Annotated in this window: 13 protein-coding genes; 7 read left to right on the forward strand and 6 right to left on the reverse strand. The window is 34.7% G+C overall.

Annotation, left to right across the window (positions count from 1 at the left end; translation table 11 throughout):
- Positions 1 to 6: 6 nt before the first annotated feature.
- The 5 genes from gyrB (at position 7) to WFZ86_RS13420 (ending at position 9381) form a co-directional block, all read left to right on the forward strand.
- Positions 7 to 1950, forward strand: a complete 1944-nt coding sequence (gene gyrB / locus WFZ86_RS13400; RefSeq protein ID WP_342692395.1) for a DNA topoisomerase (ATP-hydrolyzing) subunit B — start codon at positions 7 to 9, stop codon at positions 1948 to 1950.
- Between the two features lie 54 nt (positions 1951 to 2004).
- The gene (gene mdh, locus WFZ86_RS13405; RefSeq protein ID WP_342692396.1) at positions 2005 to 2940 is read left to right on the forward strand and encodes a malate dehydrogenase; all 936 of its coding nucleotides are present in this window, start codon (positions 2005 to 2007) and stop codon (positions 2938 to 2940) included.
- A gap of 228 nt (positions 2941 to 3168) precedes the next feature.
- Complete coding sequence (gene secDF, locus WFZ86_RS13410) at positions 3169 to 6147, forward strand: protein translocase subunit SecDF (RefSeq protein ID WP_342692397.1); 2979 nt, start codon at positions 3169 to 3171, stop codon at positions 6145 to 6147.
- A 465-nt stretch (positions 6148 to 6612) separates the two neighbouring features.
- A complete protein-coding gene (locus WFZ86_RS13415) occupies positions 6613 to 8697 on the forward strand; it encodes a prolyl oligopeptidase family serine peptidase (protein ID WP_425402878.1) in 2085 nt (694 codons plus the stop codon).
- A 75-nt stretch (positions 8698 to 8772) separates the two neighbouring features.
- Positions 8773 to 9381 (forward strand): acyloxyacyl hydrolase, encoded by a 609-nt coding sequence (locus WFZ86_RS13420; RefSeq protein WP_342692399.1) that lies wholly within the window; start codon positions 8773 to 8775, stop codon positions 9379 to 9381.
- A 50-nt stretch (positions 9382 to 9431) separates the two neighbouring features.
- Here WFZ86_RS13420 and lgt read toward each other — a convergent pair whose 3' ends face one another.
- The 5 genes from lgt to WFZ86_RS13445 all read right to left on the reverse strand — a co-directional run bounded on the left by lgt (position 9432) and on the right by WFZ86_RS13445 (position 14568).
- Entirely contained in the window at positions 9432 to 10382 is a 951-nt protein-coding gene (lgt, locus tag WFZ86_RS13425) for a prolipoprotein diacylglyceryl transferase (protein WP_342692400.1), read from the reverse strand.
- 59 nt (positions 10383 to 10441) lie between these two features.
- On the reverse strand, positions 10442 to 10687 hold the full coding sequence (gene yidD, locus WFZ86_RS13430) for a membrane protein insertion efficiency factor YidD (RefSeq protein WP_342692463.1): 246 nt from the start codon (positions 10685 to 10687) through the stop codon (positions 10442 to 10444).
- A 197-nt stretch (positions 10688 to 10884) separates the two neighbouring features.
- Positions 10885 to 12363: a cysteine--tRNA ligase gene (gene cysS, locus WFZ86_RS13435; protein ID WP_342692401.1), complete on the reverse strand. Its 1479-nt coding sequence runs from the start codon at positions 12361 to 12363 to the stop codon at positions 10885 to 10887.
- 150 nt (positions 12364 to 12513) lie between these two features.
- Positions 12514 to 13185 carry a GTP cyclohydrolase I FolE gene (gene folE / locus WFZ86_RS13440; RefSeq protein WP_342692402.1) on the reverse strand — a complete coding sequence of 224 codons (672 nt, stop codon included), beginning with the start codon at positions 13183 to 13185 and terminating at the stop codon, positions 12514 to 12516.
- 183 nt (positions 13186 to 13368) lie between these two features.
- A complete protein-coding gene (locus WFZ86_RS13445) occupies positions 13369 to 14568 on the reverse strand; it encodes a pyridoxal phosphate-dependent aminotransferase (RefSeq protein WP_342692403.1) in 1200 nt (399 codons plus the stop codon).
- Positions 14569 to 14694: 126 nt separating this feature from the next.
- Between WFZ86_RS13445 and WFZ86_RS13450 the strand changes: the two genes are divergently transcribed.
- Positions 14695 to 16032: a retropepsin-like aspartic protease gene (locus tag WFZ86_RS13450; protein ID WP_342692404.1), complete on the forward strand. Its 1338-nt coding sequence runs from the start codon at positions 14695 to 14697 to the stop codon at positions 16030 to 16032.
- Positions 16033 to 16038: 6 nt separating this feature from the next.
- Here WFZ86_RS13450 and WFZ86_RS13455 read toward each other — a convergent pair whose 3' ends face one another.
- Entirely contained in the window at positions 16039 to 16422 is a 384-nt protein-coding gene (locus WFZ86_RS13455) for a DUF1573 domain-containing protein (RefSeq protein WP_342692405.1), read from the reverse strand.
- 219 nt (positions 16423 to 16641) lie between these two features.
- Here WFZ86_RS13455 and WFZ86_RS13460 point away from each other — a divergent pair, with 219 nt between their 5' ends.
- Entirely contained in the window at positions 16642 to 19275 is a 2634-nt protein-coding gene (locus tag WFZ86_RS13460; RefSeq protein ID WP_342692406.1) for a valine--tRNA ligase, read from the forward strand.
- Positions 19276 to 19334 lie beyond the last annotated feature (59 nt).

Here is a 19334-nt window from a genome sequence, read left to right on the forward strand (position 1 = left end):
ATTTATATGAGCGAGGAAATCAATAAGAACAATTATTCAGCAGACAGTATTCAGGCATTAGAAGGAATGGAGCACGTAAGGATGCGTCCATCCATGTATATTGGAGATGTAGGTGTCCGTGGTTTGCATCATTTAGTGTATGAGGTGGTAGATAACTCTATCGATGAAGCAATGGGAGGTCATTGTGATACCATTAGTGTAGCTATAAATGAAGATGGTTCTATTACAGTTGAAGACAACGGTCGTGGAATTCCAGTTGGTATTCATAAAAAAGAAGGCGTTTCAGCACTTGAGGTAGTAATGACCAAAATTGGAGCTGGAGGGAAATTTGATAAAGATTCTTATAAAGTATCTGGAGGTCTTCACGGTGTTGGGGTGTCTTGTGTGAATGCCTTATCTTCTCACTTGAGAGCAACCGTTCATAGTAGTGATGGAAAAGTGTATGAGCAAGAATACGAAAGAGGAAAGGCTTTGTATCCAGTAAAACAAATTGGAGATACGACTAAAAGAGGGACTATTGTAACTTTTTATCCTGACCCAACTATTTTTACACAAACTACAGAGTATTCATACGATACACTTTCTGCACGTATGCGTGAATTGTCTTTTTTGAATAAAGGAATTTCAATCACATTTACAGATAAAAGAGAAGTTGATAAAGATGGAAACTTCTTAGGAGAGGTATTTCATTCTACCGAAGGATTAAAGGAATACATTCGCTACTTAGACGGAAACCGTGAGCCTATTATTACACACGTAATTTCGATGGATCACGAAAAAGGTGAAATTCCAGTTGAAGTGGCCTTAATATACAACACAAGTTATTCTGAAAACATATTTTCGTATGTAAATAATATCAATACACACGAAGGAGGAACTCATTTGCAAGGTTTTAGAAGTGGTTTGACAAGAACCCTTAAAAAGTATGCCGATGCTTCTGGAATGCTAGATAAATTAAAGTTCGAAATTACTGGAGATGATTTCCGTGAAGGGTTAACTGCAATTATTTCTGTAAAAGTAGCAGAGCCTCAGTTTGAAGGACAAACTAAGACGAAGTTAGGGAATAGAGAAGTAGTTTCTCCTGTAAGTCAAGCGGTAGGAGAAATGTTAGAGAATTATTTGGAAGAGAATCCAAATGATGCTAGAATCATTATCCAAAAAGTAATTTTAGCGGCTCAAGCGCGTCACGCAGCTAAGAAAGCGCGTGAAATGGTGCAACGTAAAACCGTTATGGGCGGTGGAGGTTTACCTGGTAAATTATCGGATTGTTCAGAACAAGATCCTGCTAGATGTGAAGTGTATCTTGTCGAGGGAGATTCGGCTGGTGGAACAGCAAAACAAGGCCGTGATCGTGCGTTTCAAGCTATTTTGCCTTTGAGAGGTAAGATTTTGAACGTGGAGAAAGCCATGCACCACAAAGTTTTTGAAAATGAAGAGATTCGAAATATTTTTACAGCACTTGGTGTAACTGTAGGAACAGAAGAAGATAGTAAAGCGTTGAATATATCTAAACTACGTTATCATAAGGTAATCATCATGTGTGATGCGGATGTCGATGGTAGTCACATTGCTACCTTAATATTGACCTTCTTTTTCCGTTTTATGAAAGAGTTGATCGAAGAAGGACATGTTTATATCGCAGCGCCACCTTTGTACTTGGTTAAAAAAGGAAATAAAAAAGAATACGCTTGGACAGATGTTCAACGAGATCAAGCCAATGAAAGAATGGGTGGAAGTGCCGCTATTCAGCGTTATAAAGGTCTTGGAGAAATGAATGCAGAACAATTGTGGGAAACAACCATGGATCCTAATTTTAGAACGCTACGTCAAGTGAATATTGACAGTTTGGTTGAAGCAGATCGAGTTTTTTCTATGTTAATGGGAGATGAGGTGCCACCTCGTAGAGAATTTATTGAGAAAAATGCTGTTTATGCCAAAATAGATGCGTAAATTAGTGGATTGATTATAAGAATCAATTTTACACATAAATAAAATTAGAAAAAAATGAAAGTTACCATTGTAGGAGCAGGAAATGTTGGAGCAACCTGCGCAGATGTAATTGCTTATAGAGGAATTGCAAGTGAAGTAGTTTTATTAGATATCAGAGAAGGTTTTGCCGAAGGAAAGGCAATGGACATTTCTCAATGTGCTACTAATACTGGTTTTAATACCAAAGTGTCTGGAAGTACTAATGATTATTCCAAAACAGCTAACAGTGATGTTGTAGTTATTACTTCGGGGATTCCAAGAAAACCTGGAATGACAAGAGAAGAGTTAATCGGTATCAATGCTGGAATAGTAAAATCTGTGGCTGAAAATGTGTTAGCACATTCTCCAAATTGTATTGTAGTAGTGGTTTCAAATCCAATGGATACCATGACTTATTTAGCGTTAAAAGCTACGGGTTTACCAAAAAGCAGAATCATTGGAATGGGTGGGGCTTTAGATAGTTCTCGTTTTAGATATTATTTATCAAAAGCACTAGATGTTCCTTCTAATGATGTCTCAGCAATGGTTATCGGAGGACACGGAGACACAACAATGATCCCTTTAACTCGTTTGGCTTCGTATAACGGCATTCCTGTATCACAATTTGCTTCTCAAGAAGTATTAGATAAAGTTGCTGCTGATACTATGGTAGGCGGGGCTACTTTAACAGGATTATTAGGTACATCAGCATGGTATGCACCAGGAGCTTCTGTGGCTTATTTAGTAGATAGTATTTTGAACGATCAAAAGAAAATGATCGCTTGCTCTGTTTTCTTAGAAGGAGAATATGGTCAAAACGATATTTGTATCGGTGTGCCATGTATTATTGGTAAAAATGGTGTTGAGCAAATCATCGATATCAACTTGAATGAGGCTGAAAAAGCAGCATTTGCTAAAAGTGCAGATGCAGTTAGAAGTATGAATGCTGATTTGAAAACGGTATTAGCATAACGTTTTTTATTAACAAAAGAAAAAGACTGCAGTTTTGCAGTTTTTTTTTTGAGATTAATTAATAAAAAAATTGGTTAATCTTTTCGTTAATGATATATTTGCTCGGTTTAAAAAAAATGACATAATGCACGATTGATTTTTTTGTTTTAAAAAAAACGATGTCAAAGCTTATTTTATTGAGGTTTAAAACAAAAAGAGTAATAAAAAAATAATTAATTTTTAGTAATAATGCAGAATAAAGGACTTATTAAATTTTTCGCAATTCTATTTGCATTGGTAAGTATTTACCAACTTTCTTTCACATTTGTATCTAATAAGATTCAAGGTGATGCTAAATCTTTCGCTGGTGGAAACACTGAAAAAGAAGTAAAATATTTAGATTCCATAGGGAAAGAAAAAGTGTTTAACCTTGGGTTTACTGATTTTACCTACAATGAGGTTAAAGACAAACAAATTAATAAAGGTCTTGACTTAGAGGGTGGAATTAACGTAATTCTTCAAATTTCTGTTAAAGACATTTTGAAAGGATTATCTAATAATTCTAAAAACCCAGTTTTTAACAAGTCTTTAGCTGATGCTACTGCTAACCAAAAAGGAAATCAGACCTATTTAGATGCTTTTTTTGAAGCTTTTGAAGCTAATGCTAATGGAACTACTAAGTTAGCTTCTCCTGAAATTTTTGCAAACAGAAGCTTGCAAGGTGAAGGTGGTGTTGATTTTCAAATGACCGATGCTCAAGTTCAAAAAGTTATTAAAAGAAAAGTTAACGAATCTGTTGAAAGTGCTTTTGGTGTATTAAGAGAGCGTATCGACAAATTTGGAGTTACTCAACCTAACATTCAAAAAATTGGTGAAACAGGAAGAATTCTTGTGGAGTTACCAGGTGCAAAAGATGTTGATAGAATCAAAAGATTATTACAAGGTAAAGCAGAATTACAATTCTGGGAAACTTATAAAATTGAGGAAATTGGTAATTTCTTAGTAGCTGCGAATGATGCTTTGAAAAAAACTGAAGTAGCTAAAGTGGAAACTAAAAAAGTAGCAAAAGATACTTTAAGTGCTTTGTTGACTGACGAAAAAGATTCAACTGCTACAAAAGCAGGGAAAAATCCTTTATTCGATAAAATTATTGCTCAAGGTGGTGGTCCTGTATTAGGAATGTTTTCTCCTAAAGATACAGCTGTTGTTAATGGTTACTTAAAAAGACAAGAAGTAAAAAACTTATTAGCAGGTGAACAACGTTATGCTAAATTTGTTTGGGGTAAGCCAACTACTATTGAAGATGCAAAAACAAAAGGTAAAAAAATTGATGCAGTAGAATTATATGCATTAAAAGGAAATAGAAATGATGCGCCTTCAATGGCAGGTGGTGTGGTAACAGATGCTACCGATACATTTGACCAAATGGGTAAACCAGCGGTTTCTATGCAAATGAATAGCAAAGGAGCTAAAGAATGGGAAGAATTAACAGGTAGAGCTTATACTTCAAAAGGATATATTGCTATCGTTTTAGATAACGTGGTGTATTCAGCACCAGGTGTTTCAAGCGGTCCAATTTCTGGCGGTAGATCTGAAATCTCTGGTAACTTTGATATTACTGAAACTAAAGATTTAGCTAACGTTTTAAGAGCTGGTAAATTACCTGCTGCTGCAGATATCGTTCAATCTGAGGTGGTAGGACCATCTTTAGGTCAAGAAGCGATCGATAATGGTACTACTTCAGCGCTTGTTGGTTTATTGTTAGTATCACTTTGGATGATGGTGTATTATGGTAAAGCAGGTTGGTATGCTAACTTAGCTTTAGCAGTAAACTTATTGTTCTTGTTTGGAATTTTAGCAAGTTTAGGTGCGGTATTAACATTGCCTGGTATTGCGGGTATCGTATTAACGATGGGTACGGCAGTAGATGCGAACATCATTATTTATGAAAGAGCAAAAGAAGAATTACGTGCAGGAAAAACTTTAAACGAAGCTGTTATTGCTTCTTATAGCTGGAAAGGTGCTATGCGTTCTATTGTTGATGCGAACGTAACTCACATTTTGACTGGTGCGGTATTGTTTATATTTGGATCAGGACCTATTAAAGGTTTTGCAACAACATTGTTAATTGGTATTGTAACGTCTTTATTTACTTCAATCTTTATTGCTAGAATTTTTATCGATAGAAATATTGCTGGTAAAAATGACTTGTCATTCGTTACTAATTTCTCTAAAAACTTCTTTACTAATTTCCACTTTAATTTCTTAGGAATTAAAAAATGGTCTTATGCATTTTCAGCTATTGTAACGGTAGTATCTATTATTTCTATTGCTACTAATGGTTTTGACCAAGGAGTTGATTTCGTTGGAGGTAGAACATTCCAAGTTCGTTTTGAAAAACCAATCCAAGCGGAAGAAGTTAAAGAAGAATTAACTAAAGTTTTTGGTAGTGCAGAAGCTAAAGTATTTGGTAATGATAATCAATTAAAAATTACTACTAAATATAAAGTTCAAGTAAACGGAAGTGAAGCCGATGAGGAAGTAAACAAAATGTTGTACGAAACCTTAAAGAAACATTATTCTGCTGGGGTTACTTATGATAAGTTTGTTAATGCTTATGATGGTAAAAATATTGGAGTGATGTACGCTTCAAAAGTTGGACCAACCGTTGCAGAAGATATTAAAACGAATGCTTATTGGGCAGTTTTAGGTGCAATGCTTATTGTTGGATTGTATTTGGTAATCAGTTTCAGAAAATGGCAATATAGTTTAGGAGCTCTTGCTGCGGTAGCGCATGACGTTATCTTTGTATTGGGAATCTATTCATTATGCTATAAATTCATGCCATTCGGAATGGAAATTGATCAACATTTTATCGCGGCAATCCTAACCGTAATTGGTTACTCTATGAATGATACTGTAATTGTATTTGACAGAGTTCGTGAATTCTTAGATGGTAAAACAAAAGGGAATTTTGGTGAGATTGTAAATAACTCTATCAACTCTACTATGTCAAGAACAATTAATACTTCTTTGACAATGATTGTAGTATTATTAATCATGTTCATCTTTGGAGGAGAATCCATTAGAGGATTTATCTTTGCTATGTTGATTGGTATTATAGTTGGAACTTATTCTTCACTATTTATCGCAACACCAGTGTTAGTAGACACCATTTCAATTGCTGATAAAAAATTAATTGAAGAAAGACATAATGAGAACAAATAAGTTATAGTCTGTTTATAACAAAGGGCGCATTGTATGATGCGCCCTTTTTTTGTTTATATATTTAGGTTTATAGTTGTGTTTACTAAAATAGAAATTGTTTAAGAGTTGCGTGAGGGATGGCAGTCAATGTCATTAAGTTAAGGGGAAAAAGAAAAAATAGCACGCAGATTCATCAGATTTTCACTCGTTTTTCTGCATAAATCTGCGAAATCTGCGTGAAAACAAAAAGAGCAATTACTTAACTTAATGACATTGGGATGGCAGTGGAGCTCTCCCGATTTTTCATCGGGAAGCGTGAACGTACAGCCCGACCCGGAATTTTTATGGAGGGGCACGCCCAAAAATAACTTTTGTTTTATATTTACTTTGAGGGTAATTTATTAGATTTGTTTTGAAGTATTTTTATCAAATTGTCTTCCATTTTAAATTAATTTCACAAATATGAAAAAAGTAATTTTAAGTACTATGATTATTTCTTCTTCTTTGCTTTCGTTTGGGCAATCCGCGATAAAGTATCCATTCACTAAAAAGATTGATAAAGTGGATGTGTATTTTGGTAATTCCATTCCAGATCCTTTTAGATGGTTGGAGGATGACCGTTCAGCCGAAACTGCTGAATGGGTGAAAGAACAGAACAAAGTTACCTTCGATTATTTAGCAGCGATTCCGTTTCGAAATACGATTAAAGCACGTATGGAAAAACTTTGGAATTACGAAAAAGTCTCAGCGCCTTTTAAAGAAGGAGACTATACGTACTATTATAAGAATAATGGATTGCAAAATCAATCGGTTATGTATAGAAAAGATGCTAAAGGTACTGAAGAGTTGTTTTTAGATCCTAATACTTTTTCTAAAGACGCTACAACTTCATTGGATGGTGTGAGTTTTTCTAAAGATGGTTCTTTGGTGGCTTATTCGATATCTGAAGCGGGAAGTGATTGGAGAAAGGTAATTTTTATTGATGCCAAAACGAAACAGAGTATCGGTGAACCTTTGGTTGATGTAAAGTTTAGTGGTTTATCTTGGAAAGGGAATGAAGGCATTTTTTATTCTAGTTACGAAAAACCAAAAGGAAGTGAACTTTCGGCTAAAACAGACCAACACCGTTTATTCTTTCACAAGCTTGGAACCAAACAAGCCGAGGATACTATACTATTTGGTGATCAAGAAAAACGCAGATATGTTGGTGGCTATGTGTCGGATGATAATCGTTATCTGTTTATTTCTGCCGCTAATTCTACCTCTGGGAATGAATTGTACTTTAAAGATTTATCTCTTTCAAATAGCCCTATTGTTGCTATTCATAAAGGATTTGAATATGATGTTGACGTATTGGATAATGAAGGCAGTACATTGTTTATTGTTACCAATTTAAAAGCGCCTAACAAAAGGATTGTTACTGTTGATGTAGCGAATCCAGATGTTGAAAATTGGAAAGATTTGATTCCAGAAACTGAGCAAGTATTGAATCCATCTACGGGTTCAGGATATATTTTTGCTAATTATATGAAAGATGCTGTTTCTGTGGTGAAACAATTTGATTATAAAGGAAAATTAATCCGCACCATTGCCTTGCCGGGTGTTGGAACAGCTTCAGGTTTTGGTGGTAAAGCCAAAGATAAAGAGTTGTATTTCTCATTTACCAACTACGTTACACCAGGCACCACTTATACCTTCTTCCCTGAAAGTGGTAAGTCGTCTGTTTATGTTAAGCCTAAAGTTGATTTTGTTTCTGAAGATTATGAGTCTAAGCAAGTGTTTTTTACGTCAAAAGATGGAACCAAAGTACCGATGATTATCACACATAAGAAAGGATTGCAATTAAACGGAAAGAATCCAACCATTTTGTACGGTTATGGTGGATTTAATGTGAGTTTAACACCAAGTTTTAGTATTGCCAATGCCGTTTGGTTGGAAATGGGTGGAATTTATGCTGTTGCCAATATGCGTGGAGGCGGCGAATACGGTAAAAAATGGCACGATGCGGGAACCAAAATGCAAAAACAAAATGTATTTGATGATTTCATTGCAGCAGGTGAATATTTAATTGCTCAAAAGTATACTTCTTCGGATTTCTTAGCGATTCGCGGTGGTTCTAACGGTGGGTTATTGGTTGGCGCTGTGATGACACAAAGACCCGACTTGATGAAGGTAGCTCTTCCTGCGGTTGGTGTTTTGGACATGTTACGTTATCATACGTTTACTGCTGGTGCAGGTTGGGCGTACGACTATGGTACAGCCGAAGATTCCAAAGAAATGTTTGCCTATTTAAAAGGCTATTCACCAGTGCATAATGTTAAGTCTGGGGTGAAATATCCTGCTACATTAGTAACCACTGGAGATCATGACGATAGAGTAGTGCCAGCCCATAGTTTTAAGTTTGCGGCTGAATTGCAAGAAAAGCAAACAGGCAGTAATCCTGTTTTAATTCGAATTGAGACCAATGCAGGACATGGTGCTGGAAAACCAGTTTCTAAGACAATTGAAGAAGCTGCCGATATTCAGGCGTTTACTTTGTTCAATATGGGATTTAAATCCATTCCTAAATAATACAAATTTTTAGTTTACTTTTGAAAGCATTCCTAGATTCATAGGAATGCTTTTTTATTTAAACCCATCAAGTGCATGCGATTATTTATTTCTTTTTTATTCCTCCTTTGTAGTAATCTTATATGGTGTCAATCGAGTAAGGATAGCTGGAAAGTAGGTTTTTCTTATGGAACTGGAAATGCTATTAAAAACACCGATTATACCTATACCAATTCCAGTTATAAAGTGCTGTTTTATAAAAAATGGCGGACTTACAAGAAAATTGATTTTACTTTTTTCTTTGGTCCTGAATACAATCACGCTTCTCATCAATTGCTAAATTTTTATTTTGTAAAACCAGAAACGCCAAATTATGAAGCCAAACGAGATGCTTTTATGCAATTAAAAACTATTAATGAAGGTGTTTTGCATCTAGGAATGACGGTTCAGAAAAAGATTAGTAAACGAAGTGCTATTTACGTTTTAGGAAGTATAAGTCCAATGCTTACGGATACAGAAACTGAACGATTGTCAAAAGGATTTGCTTTTTGTGACATTCTAGCACTAGGGTATACTTTAGATTTCAAGTATTTTGCATTGGATGTACGACCCAGTTTTCGACACACTTCCAATGCAGGTTTGAATACATCCAACGCTGGCTTCAATACTAAAAATATAGAACTAGGTATTGTTTTTCCACTATAAAAAAAGCGCTACTAGAAAGTAACGCTTGATAAATATATAACTAGAATGTTTTAAGCTTCTTTTTTGGCTCTAAAAACAAAAAACAAACCAATAAGGATAAAAGGAATACTTAGCCATTGTCCAGTAGACAGAATGTTGCCCAAATCGCTTTCAAAACCGCCTTGACTTTCTTTTACCGACTCAACAATGATACGAACCGTAAATAAAAGTACTAGGAACAATCCAAACAAAAAGCCTGATTTCTTTCTTGCCTCTGTTTTCCAATACAAGAAAAACAAAATGGCAAAAACGAAGATATAACAAAATGCCTCGTACAACTGAGTTGGATGTTTAACAGGAACTTGAGCCAATAAATCAGCGAACTTTGGATCAGTTGCAATCGCAGAATACGCTTCGTTTGGGTTTGTGATTCCTGTCGCGTTCACAGCGTCTCTTGGACTAAATTGATCTCTCAAAAAGCGAATTCCAAAAGAAGAGGTGGTTTCTTTCCCTATGATTTCAGAATTAAAAAAATTACCCAAACGCACAAAAATAGCGCCGCTAGCCACAGGAATAACTACGCGATCCAAAATCCATAATTGCGGACGTTTCAGAATGTTTTTGCTGTAGAAATACATAGCAATTACGATAGAAATAGCAGCACCATGACTCGCTAAACCTGTAAAACCTGTAAATTCCCAACCCTTGATGAAACCCAAAAGGTTTCCATTGACATTTTCACGAATTGGAAGTGCAATTTCAACGATATGATTGCGGTAATATTCCCAATCATAAAAGAAAACATGACCCAATCGCGCTCCAATCAACGTAGCTAAGACGGTCCAAATAAAAAGCGAATCCAATTTGTCTATCGATTCTCCTTCGCGTTCAAAAATATGTTTCATTATGTACCAACCCAATCCAAAAGCTACTACAAACATTAGACTGTAATATCGAATCATAAAAAAGCCTAAATCTAATCCTTCAGATGGATTCCAAACTAAGTTTAAAGCGTGTGTCATGTGTAATTTTTTTTGTAAATATAAACTTTAAATGTAATCAAATTGAGAACGTTTAATTACTATTTGTGTGTGTATTTTTTTTCAGGAACAGGGTCGTAGCCTTTTCCTCCCCATGGATGACAACTCAAAATGCGTTTCAAACCCAAATAAGTGCCAAACAAAAAGCCATGTTTCTGCAACGCTTCTATTATATAGCTCGAGCAAGTGGGCTCGTACCTACAAGCGGCTGGTGTAAAAGGGGAGATGGCTCCTTGATAAAAGCGTACCAAAAGAATTAATGGATAGGTAAAAATTTTATTTAACATCATCTTTTGTTAGTCAACTAATCATTAGGAGCAGTAAACAAAGGTGTTTTTTTAGTAATCATAGTTCCCGCTGTCTGTTATATCTTTGCCTTTTTAAAGGAAAAAGGCAAAGGATGCCACTCCCATCGGGGCTAAAAGGATAGAAATTGATTTTTTGGAAACTTTAAACTTCTAATTTCTAACCTCTAATTTCTGTTTTATAAACTAAAGGTAGTTCCTTCTTTTCCGTCCTTCAATTGAATACCTAGCGCCAATAATTGATCTCTAATTTGGTCAGAAAGCGCAAAGTTCTTGTTTTCTCTGGCTTGTTTTCTCATTTCAATCAATAACTGAATGGTACCTTCTAGTTTATCGTTGCTGCTATCCGAAATTTTTTCATTCTCAAGCCCCAAAACCATAAAAACAAACGCTTCTATAGCAATTGTAAATGTTTCTAAATCTTCTGCTGTTATAGTTTCCTTGCCGTCTTTGATGACATTTATATAACGAACACCCTCAAACAAATGTGCAATCAAAATTGGTGTGTTAAAATCATCATTCATCGCATCATAACACAATTGTTTCCAATCTTCAATCGCAACAGACGATTGAGCACTTGTAGGTAAGTCTTTCAATAAAGAAAGAGCTTCCATTAATCGTTTGTATCCTTTTTCGGCCGCCACAATAGCATCATCCGAAAAATCAAGAATACTTCTATAATGCGCCTGTAGCATAAAGAAACGCGTCACAGAAGCAGAGAAAGGTTTACTTAAAATGGTGTTGTCTCCCGTCAAAATTTCTCCTGGCAAAATATTATTCCCAGTCGATTTTGCCATTTTTTTACCGTTTAAAGTAAGCATATTAGCGTGCATCCAATAATTAACAGGTGTGTGTCCTGTGCAAGCTTCATTTTGAGCAATTTCACATTCGTGATGTGGGAATTTCAAATCCATTCCACCACCATGAATGTCAAAATGATTGCCCAAGTATTTAGTGCTCATAGCGGTACACTCTAAGTGCCAACCTGGGAATCCATCACTCCACGGCGAAGGCCAACGCATAATATGTTGAGGCTCCGCTTTTTTCCATAAAGCAAAATCTTGAGGATTTCGTTTGTCGGATTGACCGTCTAGGTCTCTAGTGTTGGCCAACATATCCTCAATGTTTCTTCCGCTCAAGATGCCGTAGTTGTGGTCTTTGTTATATTTTACCACATCAAAATAAATAGAACCATTGGCTTCATAAGCAAAACCATTGTCTATTATTTTCTTGATAATTTCAATTTGCTCAATAATATGTCCAGTGGCCGTAGGTTCAATACTCGGAGGTAAAAAATTAAAGGCACTCAAAATACGATGAAAATCAACAGTATAACGTTGAACCACTTCCATCGGTTCCAGTTGTTCTAATCTTGCTTTTTTAGCAATTTTATCTTCTCCTTCATCAACATCATCCACGATATGACCTACATCGGTAATGTTGCGCACATAACGAACTTTGTATTCCAAATGCAATAAATACCTGAATATTACATCAAATGACATAAAAGTTCTTACGTTCCCCAAGTGAACATTACTGTAAACAGTGGGACCACAAACATACATTCCTACATTTCCTTCGTGAACGGGTACAAATGGTTCTTTTTCTCCAGATAGAGAATTGTATATTTTGAGGGGTTGATGGTTATATAAAGACATTTCTTTTTGTTTAATCGTTTAACTGTTTAATGTTTAACGTTGAATTATTGATTGCAAACTTATGATTGGTGATTGCTTATATTAAAAAAGTCAACAATCTGTTGTTTATCGATTAACTATTTAACCGATTGAACAACAAACCATAAATGTTTAGAATTTTGTTTCTAGTTTAATGTAATCCAAGAATTCTCTTTTGGTTTGAGCTTCTTTGAATTTTCCGCCAAATTCAGAGGTTACCGTACTACTTTCGATATCCTTTATTCCTCTAGAATTCACGCAAAGATGTTTGGCATCTATTACACAAGCAACATCTTCTGTTCCTAATGCTTTTTGAAGTTCTTGAACAATTTGCATTGTCAAACGCTCTTGTACTTGAGGTCTTTTTGCATAATATTCAACAATTCTATTCATTTTAGACAAGCCAATTACAGTGCCTTTAGAAATATAAGCCACGTGTGCTCTTCCTATAATAGGTAACAAATGATGTTCACAGGTAGAATATAAGGTGATGTTTTTTTCAACCAACATCTCACCATATTTGTAGTTATTATCAAAGGTTGAGGCTTTTGGTTTTTTATTTGGATTTAAACCTCCAAAAATTTCTTTCACAAACATTTTTGCTACACGATTTGGAGTGCCTTTTAAGCTGTCATCTGTTAAATCCATACCCAAAGTTAGCAGCATATTTTCTACATCTTTCTTGATGCGCTCAATTTTTTCTTCATCCGTAATAGCAAAAGCATCTTCTCTTATCGGATTATTAGCGTTGGTACTAATATGATTATTTCCTATTTCGTCGTGGAATTCTTCGTTATTTGTCATTAAAAATTACTATTTGTTGGGTGTGTATTTTTCAAGGGGTAAAGATAAATAATAAATAGTAACAAATTCAATCGCTTGAGGGAATTAATTGCCTTGTTTTTCTTAATATTTTGGATTTAATTTTAACAAAAAAAGACAATAACTCCTTTGAATTATTGTCTTTTTATTATCTATTTTTTGTTTCTAAGAACGTTGATTATATTCTTTTATAGCTTCTTTTAGAATGTGAACCGCTTTTATGAGTTCTTCTTTACTTAAAACATAGGCAATACGAACTTGATTTAAGCCCACACCAGGAGTAGAATAAAAACCAGCCGCAGGCGCTACCATAACCGTTTCTCCATTAAATTCATAGGTTTCTAAAAGCCATTGTGCAAAATCGTCGGCATTATCTATAGGGAGTTGGGCGATACAATAAAAAGCTGCTTTTGGGCTTTTTACTAGTACTCCATCTATTTTGTTAAGTTCATTGATTAAAATGTCTCTTCTTTCTTTGTATTCTGAAATTACTTCGTCAAAATAACTTTTTGGTGTGTCTATAGCAGCTTCACAGGCAATCTGTTCAATAGTAGGTGGACACAAACGAGCTTGTGCAAATTTCATTGAAGCGGCAATAACTTCTTTGTTTTTGGTTACCAAGCAGCCTATTCTAGCGCCACACATACTGTATCTTTTGGAAACTGAATCAATCATAATGACATTTTGTTCAATTCCTTTTAGGTTCATTACAGAGAAATGTTGGTCTTTCTCGTCGTAAATAAATTCACGATATACTTCATCAGCAATAAGGAAGAGGTCATATTTTTTAACCAATGCACCAAGCTGATTTATTTCAGATTCAGAGTAGAGGTATCCAGTAGGATTATTGGGGTTGCATATTAATATTGCCTTCGTTTTACTGGTAATAGCTTTTTCAAATTCTTCAATAGTTGGAAGAGTAAAGCCACTTTCAATGTTGGAAATTACCGGAACAACTCGTGCACTTGACTCAGCTGAAAAAGCACTGTAATTAGCATAAAAAGGTTCAGGGATAATTATTTCGTCTTCGGGGTCCATGATACTTCCTAAGGCAAAAAGCAAAGCTTCTGAACCTCCTGTTGTAATCATGATATCCTCAGTAGCTACGGAAACATTTTGATTTTGATAAAATTTGGCTAATTTTTTTCTATAACTTTCATAACCAGCAGATGGTCCATATTCAATAATATCTAGTTGTATATTTTTGATAGCTTCAATTGCGAGTTCGGGGCTTTTAATATCGGGTTGACCAATGTTTAAATGATAGACTTTACGTCCTTTTGATTTGGCCAAATCTGCAAATGGGGCTAATTTTCGAATCGGCGATTCAGGCATTTTTTTACCTCTGATTGAAATACTAGGCATGTTTTTTATAATTTGGTGCAAAATTGCGATTTTTTTTCCAAATTAAATGTAAATTTAAGTCCTATTTGTTGTCAAATTCTAACAAATATGTTGGATTTTTTGTAATATTAACGAAACCCTTTTTTAATGAGAATATCTCTATTTTTTATATTTTTTTTTCTAGGACTGTATCCTAACCGCGCTCAAGAAGGGGTTCAGTTTTTGGCCAATCAAACTCAAGTTGTGATACCGTTTCAGTTGATTAATAATCTGATTTTTATTCCAATTACAGTTAATGGTGTTGAACTTAATTTTTTATTAGACACTGGAGTAGAGGAGACTTTGTTGTTTAGTTTGGATGATAAAAAAGAATTAAATCTGTACAATGTAGATAAAATTCAACTACGAGGTTTGGGTAGTAATGAGTCTATTGAGGGACTGAAATCTTCTAATAATTACATGTTTGTAAAAGGATTGGTTTCCTCTAAACAAAACTTTTATATCATTTTAGATCAAAATTTCAATCTTTCATCGCATATTGGAATTCCTGTAAATGGAATTATCGGAACACAATTTTTTAAAAATAATTTGGTAGAAATTGATTACATCCGAAAAAAAGTAACGGTAACAAAACTCAATGCCAAATACCAGAAAGAATTGGATAAAAAATTTGTCAAGATTCCTATTTCAATCGAAAAAGCTAAACCTTATTTCAATGTTCAGTTGAAAATGCAGGATACTTATATTCAATCAAAAATGTTGATTGATATTGGCAACAGCGATGCAATTTGGGTTTTCCAAAACTATACTGAGGGTATTAATGTGCCTAAAAAGAATTTTGATGATTTTTTAGGAAAAGGTTTTAGTGGAGATATTGAGGGCAAAAGGGCTAAAGTAAGTGAATTAAAAATGGCTAATTTTAAGTTTAGTACTCCAATTGTTGCCTTTCCTGACTCGAGTTCGTTGAAACATGTTAAAATGGTTGAGAATAGAGTGGGGTCTATAGGTGCCGAAATTTTTAGGAGGTTCAGAGTTGTTTTTGATTATGAAAGAGGGATAATGTATCTTAAAAAAAATGCTAATTTCAAATCTCATTTTAAGTATAATAAAAGCGGTATTGAGATAGAGCAAAACGGATTGAAATGGGTAGAAGATTATATAAAACTTGAAAATAGTCTTGTAAATTCTTATGGGTATGGCAATCAAGAATCAGGAAAGGTTATTGTAAGAAATGACTACAAATATAAATTCGAGTTGAAACCGAATTATGTTATTGCTAACATTCGCAAAAAATCGGCTGCTGAGAAATGTGGTTTAAAAGTTGGAGATGAGATTGTTTCTATTGGAGGAACTCCAGTATTTAGGTATTCGCTCCAAAAGATAAATAGTCTTTTTATGGTTGAAGAAGATAAAAATATAACTATAGTGGTTTTAAGAGATACTAAGCAATTAAAGTTCGCTTTCAAGTTAGAAAGCGAACTTTAAATTGGTTTATAATACTTCTCCTTTGATTTTTAAGGCAATCCTACCGTTTTCTTGATTCACAGCATTGGTCTCAACGGTGATGGTTTTTCTGATTGGTCCGGGTGTCATATTGTATTTTACTTCTATCTTGCCATTTTGCCCAGGCAGAATGGCTGAAGTGGGTTTGCTCAAAATACTGCATTCTTTGGTAGATAGTATATTGATGATTTGCAATGGAGCATCGCCTGTATTTTTAAATTCAAAAGTACGAATGCCGTTGTCTGCGTTTTTACTCACTTTGCCGTAATCAATAGTATTATCAGGTGCCGAAAATTCAATTTTAGGACCACTTTGGCTGTAGGTTGTAATTGAAAAGAGCGCAGTAGCAATTACAATGATAAGATTTTTCATATAAGTAGGTTTTTTTTGGGTTGAGTAAATATAGTTTGTTTTAATTAGAGTACAAATTATTAATTCGCTTTTTATACTCTACTTTAATTAATTACTTTTGCCAACGGTACACTTACAAATATCGAACCAAAAACTAAATGTGGTATTTTTACTTTCTTTGAGTTTGATATTCAATGACCTAAAAACATACAATTACTAATAAAACGTATCTATTATAAAATGAGTATTCCTGCACAATTTGACGCTAAAACCATTGAGAATAAATGGTATGCATACTGGATGAAAAACAATTATTTTCATTCTGAACCAGACCATAGAACTCCTTATACCATTGTAATTCCACCTCCAAATGTTACGGGAGTTTTACATATGGGACATATGTTGAATAACACCATTCAAGATGTTTTAATACGAAGAGCTCGTTTGAAAGGGTTTAATGCTTGCTGGGTACCAGGAACGGATCACGCTTCCATTGCTACAGAAGCTAAAGTAGTGGCCAAATTGAAATCGGAGGGTATTAATAAAGCCGATTTGACTCGTGAAGAATTTTTGAAACACGCCTACGATTGGACCGATAAATACGGTGGAACCATTTTAGATCAATTGAAACAGTTAGGTTGTTCTTGTGATTGGGACCGAACGAAATTCACAATGGATCCAGATATGTCGGCTTCTGTTATTAAATCTTTTGTGGATTTGTACAACAAAGGAATGATTTATCGTGGCTATAGAATGGTGAATTGGGATCCTGAAGCTAAAACTACATTATCTGATGAAGAGGTAATTTACGAAGAACAACAAGGAAAATTATTTTTTCTAAAATATAAAATTGAAGGGTCAGAAGATTTCTTGACTGTTGCGACAACGCGCCCTGAAACAATTTTTGGAGATACTGCAATTTGTATCAATCCAAATGATGAACGTTTTACCCATTTAAAAGGAAAGAAAGCGATTGTACCAATTTGTGGCCGTGTGATTCCAATTATCGAGGATGAGTATGTAGATGTGGAGTTTGGTACAGGTTGCTTGAAAGTGACACCAGCACACGATATGAATGATAAAACCTTGGGTGAGAAGCATAATTTAGAGATTGTCGACATATTCAATGAAGATGCAACTTTAAATAGTTTTGGTTTACACTACCAAGGAAAAGATCGTTTTGTAGTTCGTACCGAAATTGCTCAAGAATTAGAGTCCATTGGTGTTTTGGCTAAAACCGAAATTCATTTAAATAAAGTGGGAACCTCTGAGAGAACTAAGGCGGTAATCGAACCAAGATTGTCTGATCAATGGTTTTTAAAAATGGATGATTTAGTAAAACCAGCCATTAAATCAGTTTTAGAAGACGGAGATATTAAATTGCATCCTTCTCGTTTTAACAATACGTATGCGCATTGGTTGAACAACATTCGAGATTGGAATATTTCCCGTCAATTGTGGTGGGGACAACAAATTCCTGCTTATTTCTATGGCGATGGTAAAGAAGATTTTGTAGTGGCTGAAAACATTGAAGAGGCTTTGGCGTTAGCCAAAGAAAAAACTTCTAACCCATCACTTCTAACCTCTGACCTTCGTCAGGATCCTGATGCTCTTGATACTTGGTTTTCTTCTTGGTTATGGCCAATGTCAGTTTTTGGTGGAATCATGGATCCAGAAAACGAAGATTTTAAATACTATTATCCAACTAATGATTTGGTTACTGGACCAGATATCTTATTTTTCTGGGTAGCTAGAATGATTATTGCAGGATATGAATATGCTGGTGAAAAACCATTTACTAATGTGTATTTAACGGGATTGGTTCGTGATAAACAACGTCGCAAAATGTCCAAGTCTTTGGGGAATTCACCAGAGCCATTGGAATTAATTGAAAAGTTTGGTGCTGATGGGGTTCGTGTAGGATTACTTTTGAGTGCTTCTGCTGGAAATGACATTATGTTTGACGAAGAATTATGCAATCAAGGAAAAGGTTTTTCTAACAAAATTTGGAACGCTTTCAAATTGATCAAAGGTTGGGAAGTTTCGGAAACAATTCCACAACCCGAATCTTCAAAAGTTGCCATTGAATGGTACGAAGCGAAGTTGCAACAAGCCTTAGCTGAAATTGAAGACAATTTTGAAAAGTATAGAATTTCAGATGCTTTGATGGGAATTTACAAATTGGTTTGGGACGATTTCTGCTCTTGGTTCTTAGAAATGATCAAACCTGCTTATCAACAACCAATTGATAAAGCTACGTTTGATAAAGCCATTGAAATGTTAGAAAATAACATGAAATTGTTGCATCCGTTTATGCCTTTCTTGACAGAGGAAATTTGGCATTTAATCGCGGATAGAACCAAAGAGGAGGCTTTAATTGTTTCAACTTGGCCAGAAATTAAACCATTTAATTCGGCATTAATAGCTGATTTTGAAAATACAATCGAAGTAATTTCTGGAATTAGAACCATTCGTAAAGATAAGAACATTCCGTTTAAAGATACTATCGAATTGAAAGTGGTGAACAATGATAAAGCTTCTACTTATTTCGATGCAATAGTAATTAAATTAGGGAATATAACTTCATTAGAATATGTTTCAGAAAAAGTGGATGGCGCTTTGTCTTTCCGTGTAAAATCAAACGAATACTTTATTCCAATCACAGGAAACATTGATGTAGCAGCTGAAATTGCTAAATTGACGGAAGAATTGAACTACACCAAAGGCTTTTTGAAATCAGTACAAGGAAAATTAGCTAACGAAAAATTTGTAGCTGGTGCACCTGAGAAAGTCATTGAAATGGAACGTAAAAAAGAAGCAGATGCCTTAGCAAAAATTGCGACTATTGAGCAAAGTTTAGCGGGATTGAAATAACATCTGTTAAAGTATAAAACAAAAAAACCAATGTTGTATTCAACATTGGTTTTTTTTAT

This window comes from Flavobacterium polysaccharolyticum, from assembly GCF_038739875.1.
Classification (GTDB): domain Bacteria; phylum Bacteroidota; class Bacteroidia; order Flavobacteriales; family Flavobacteriaceae; genus Flavobacterium; species Flavobacterium polysaccharolyticum.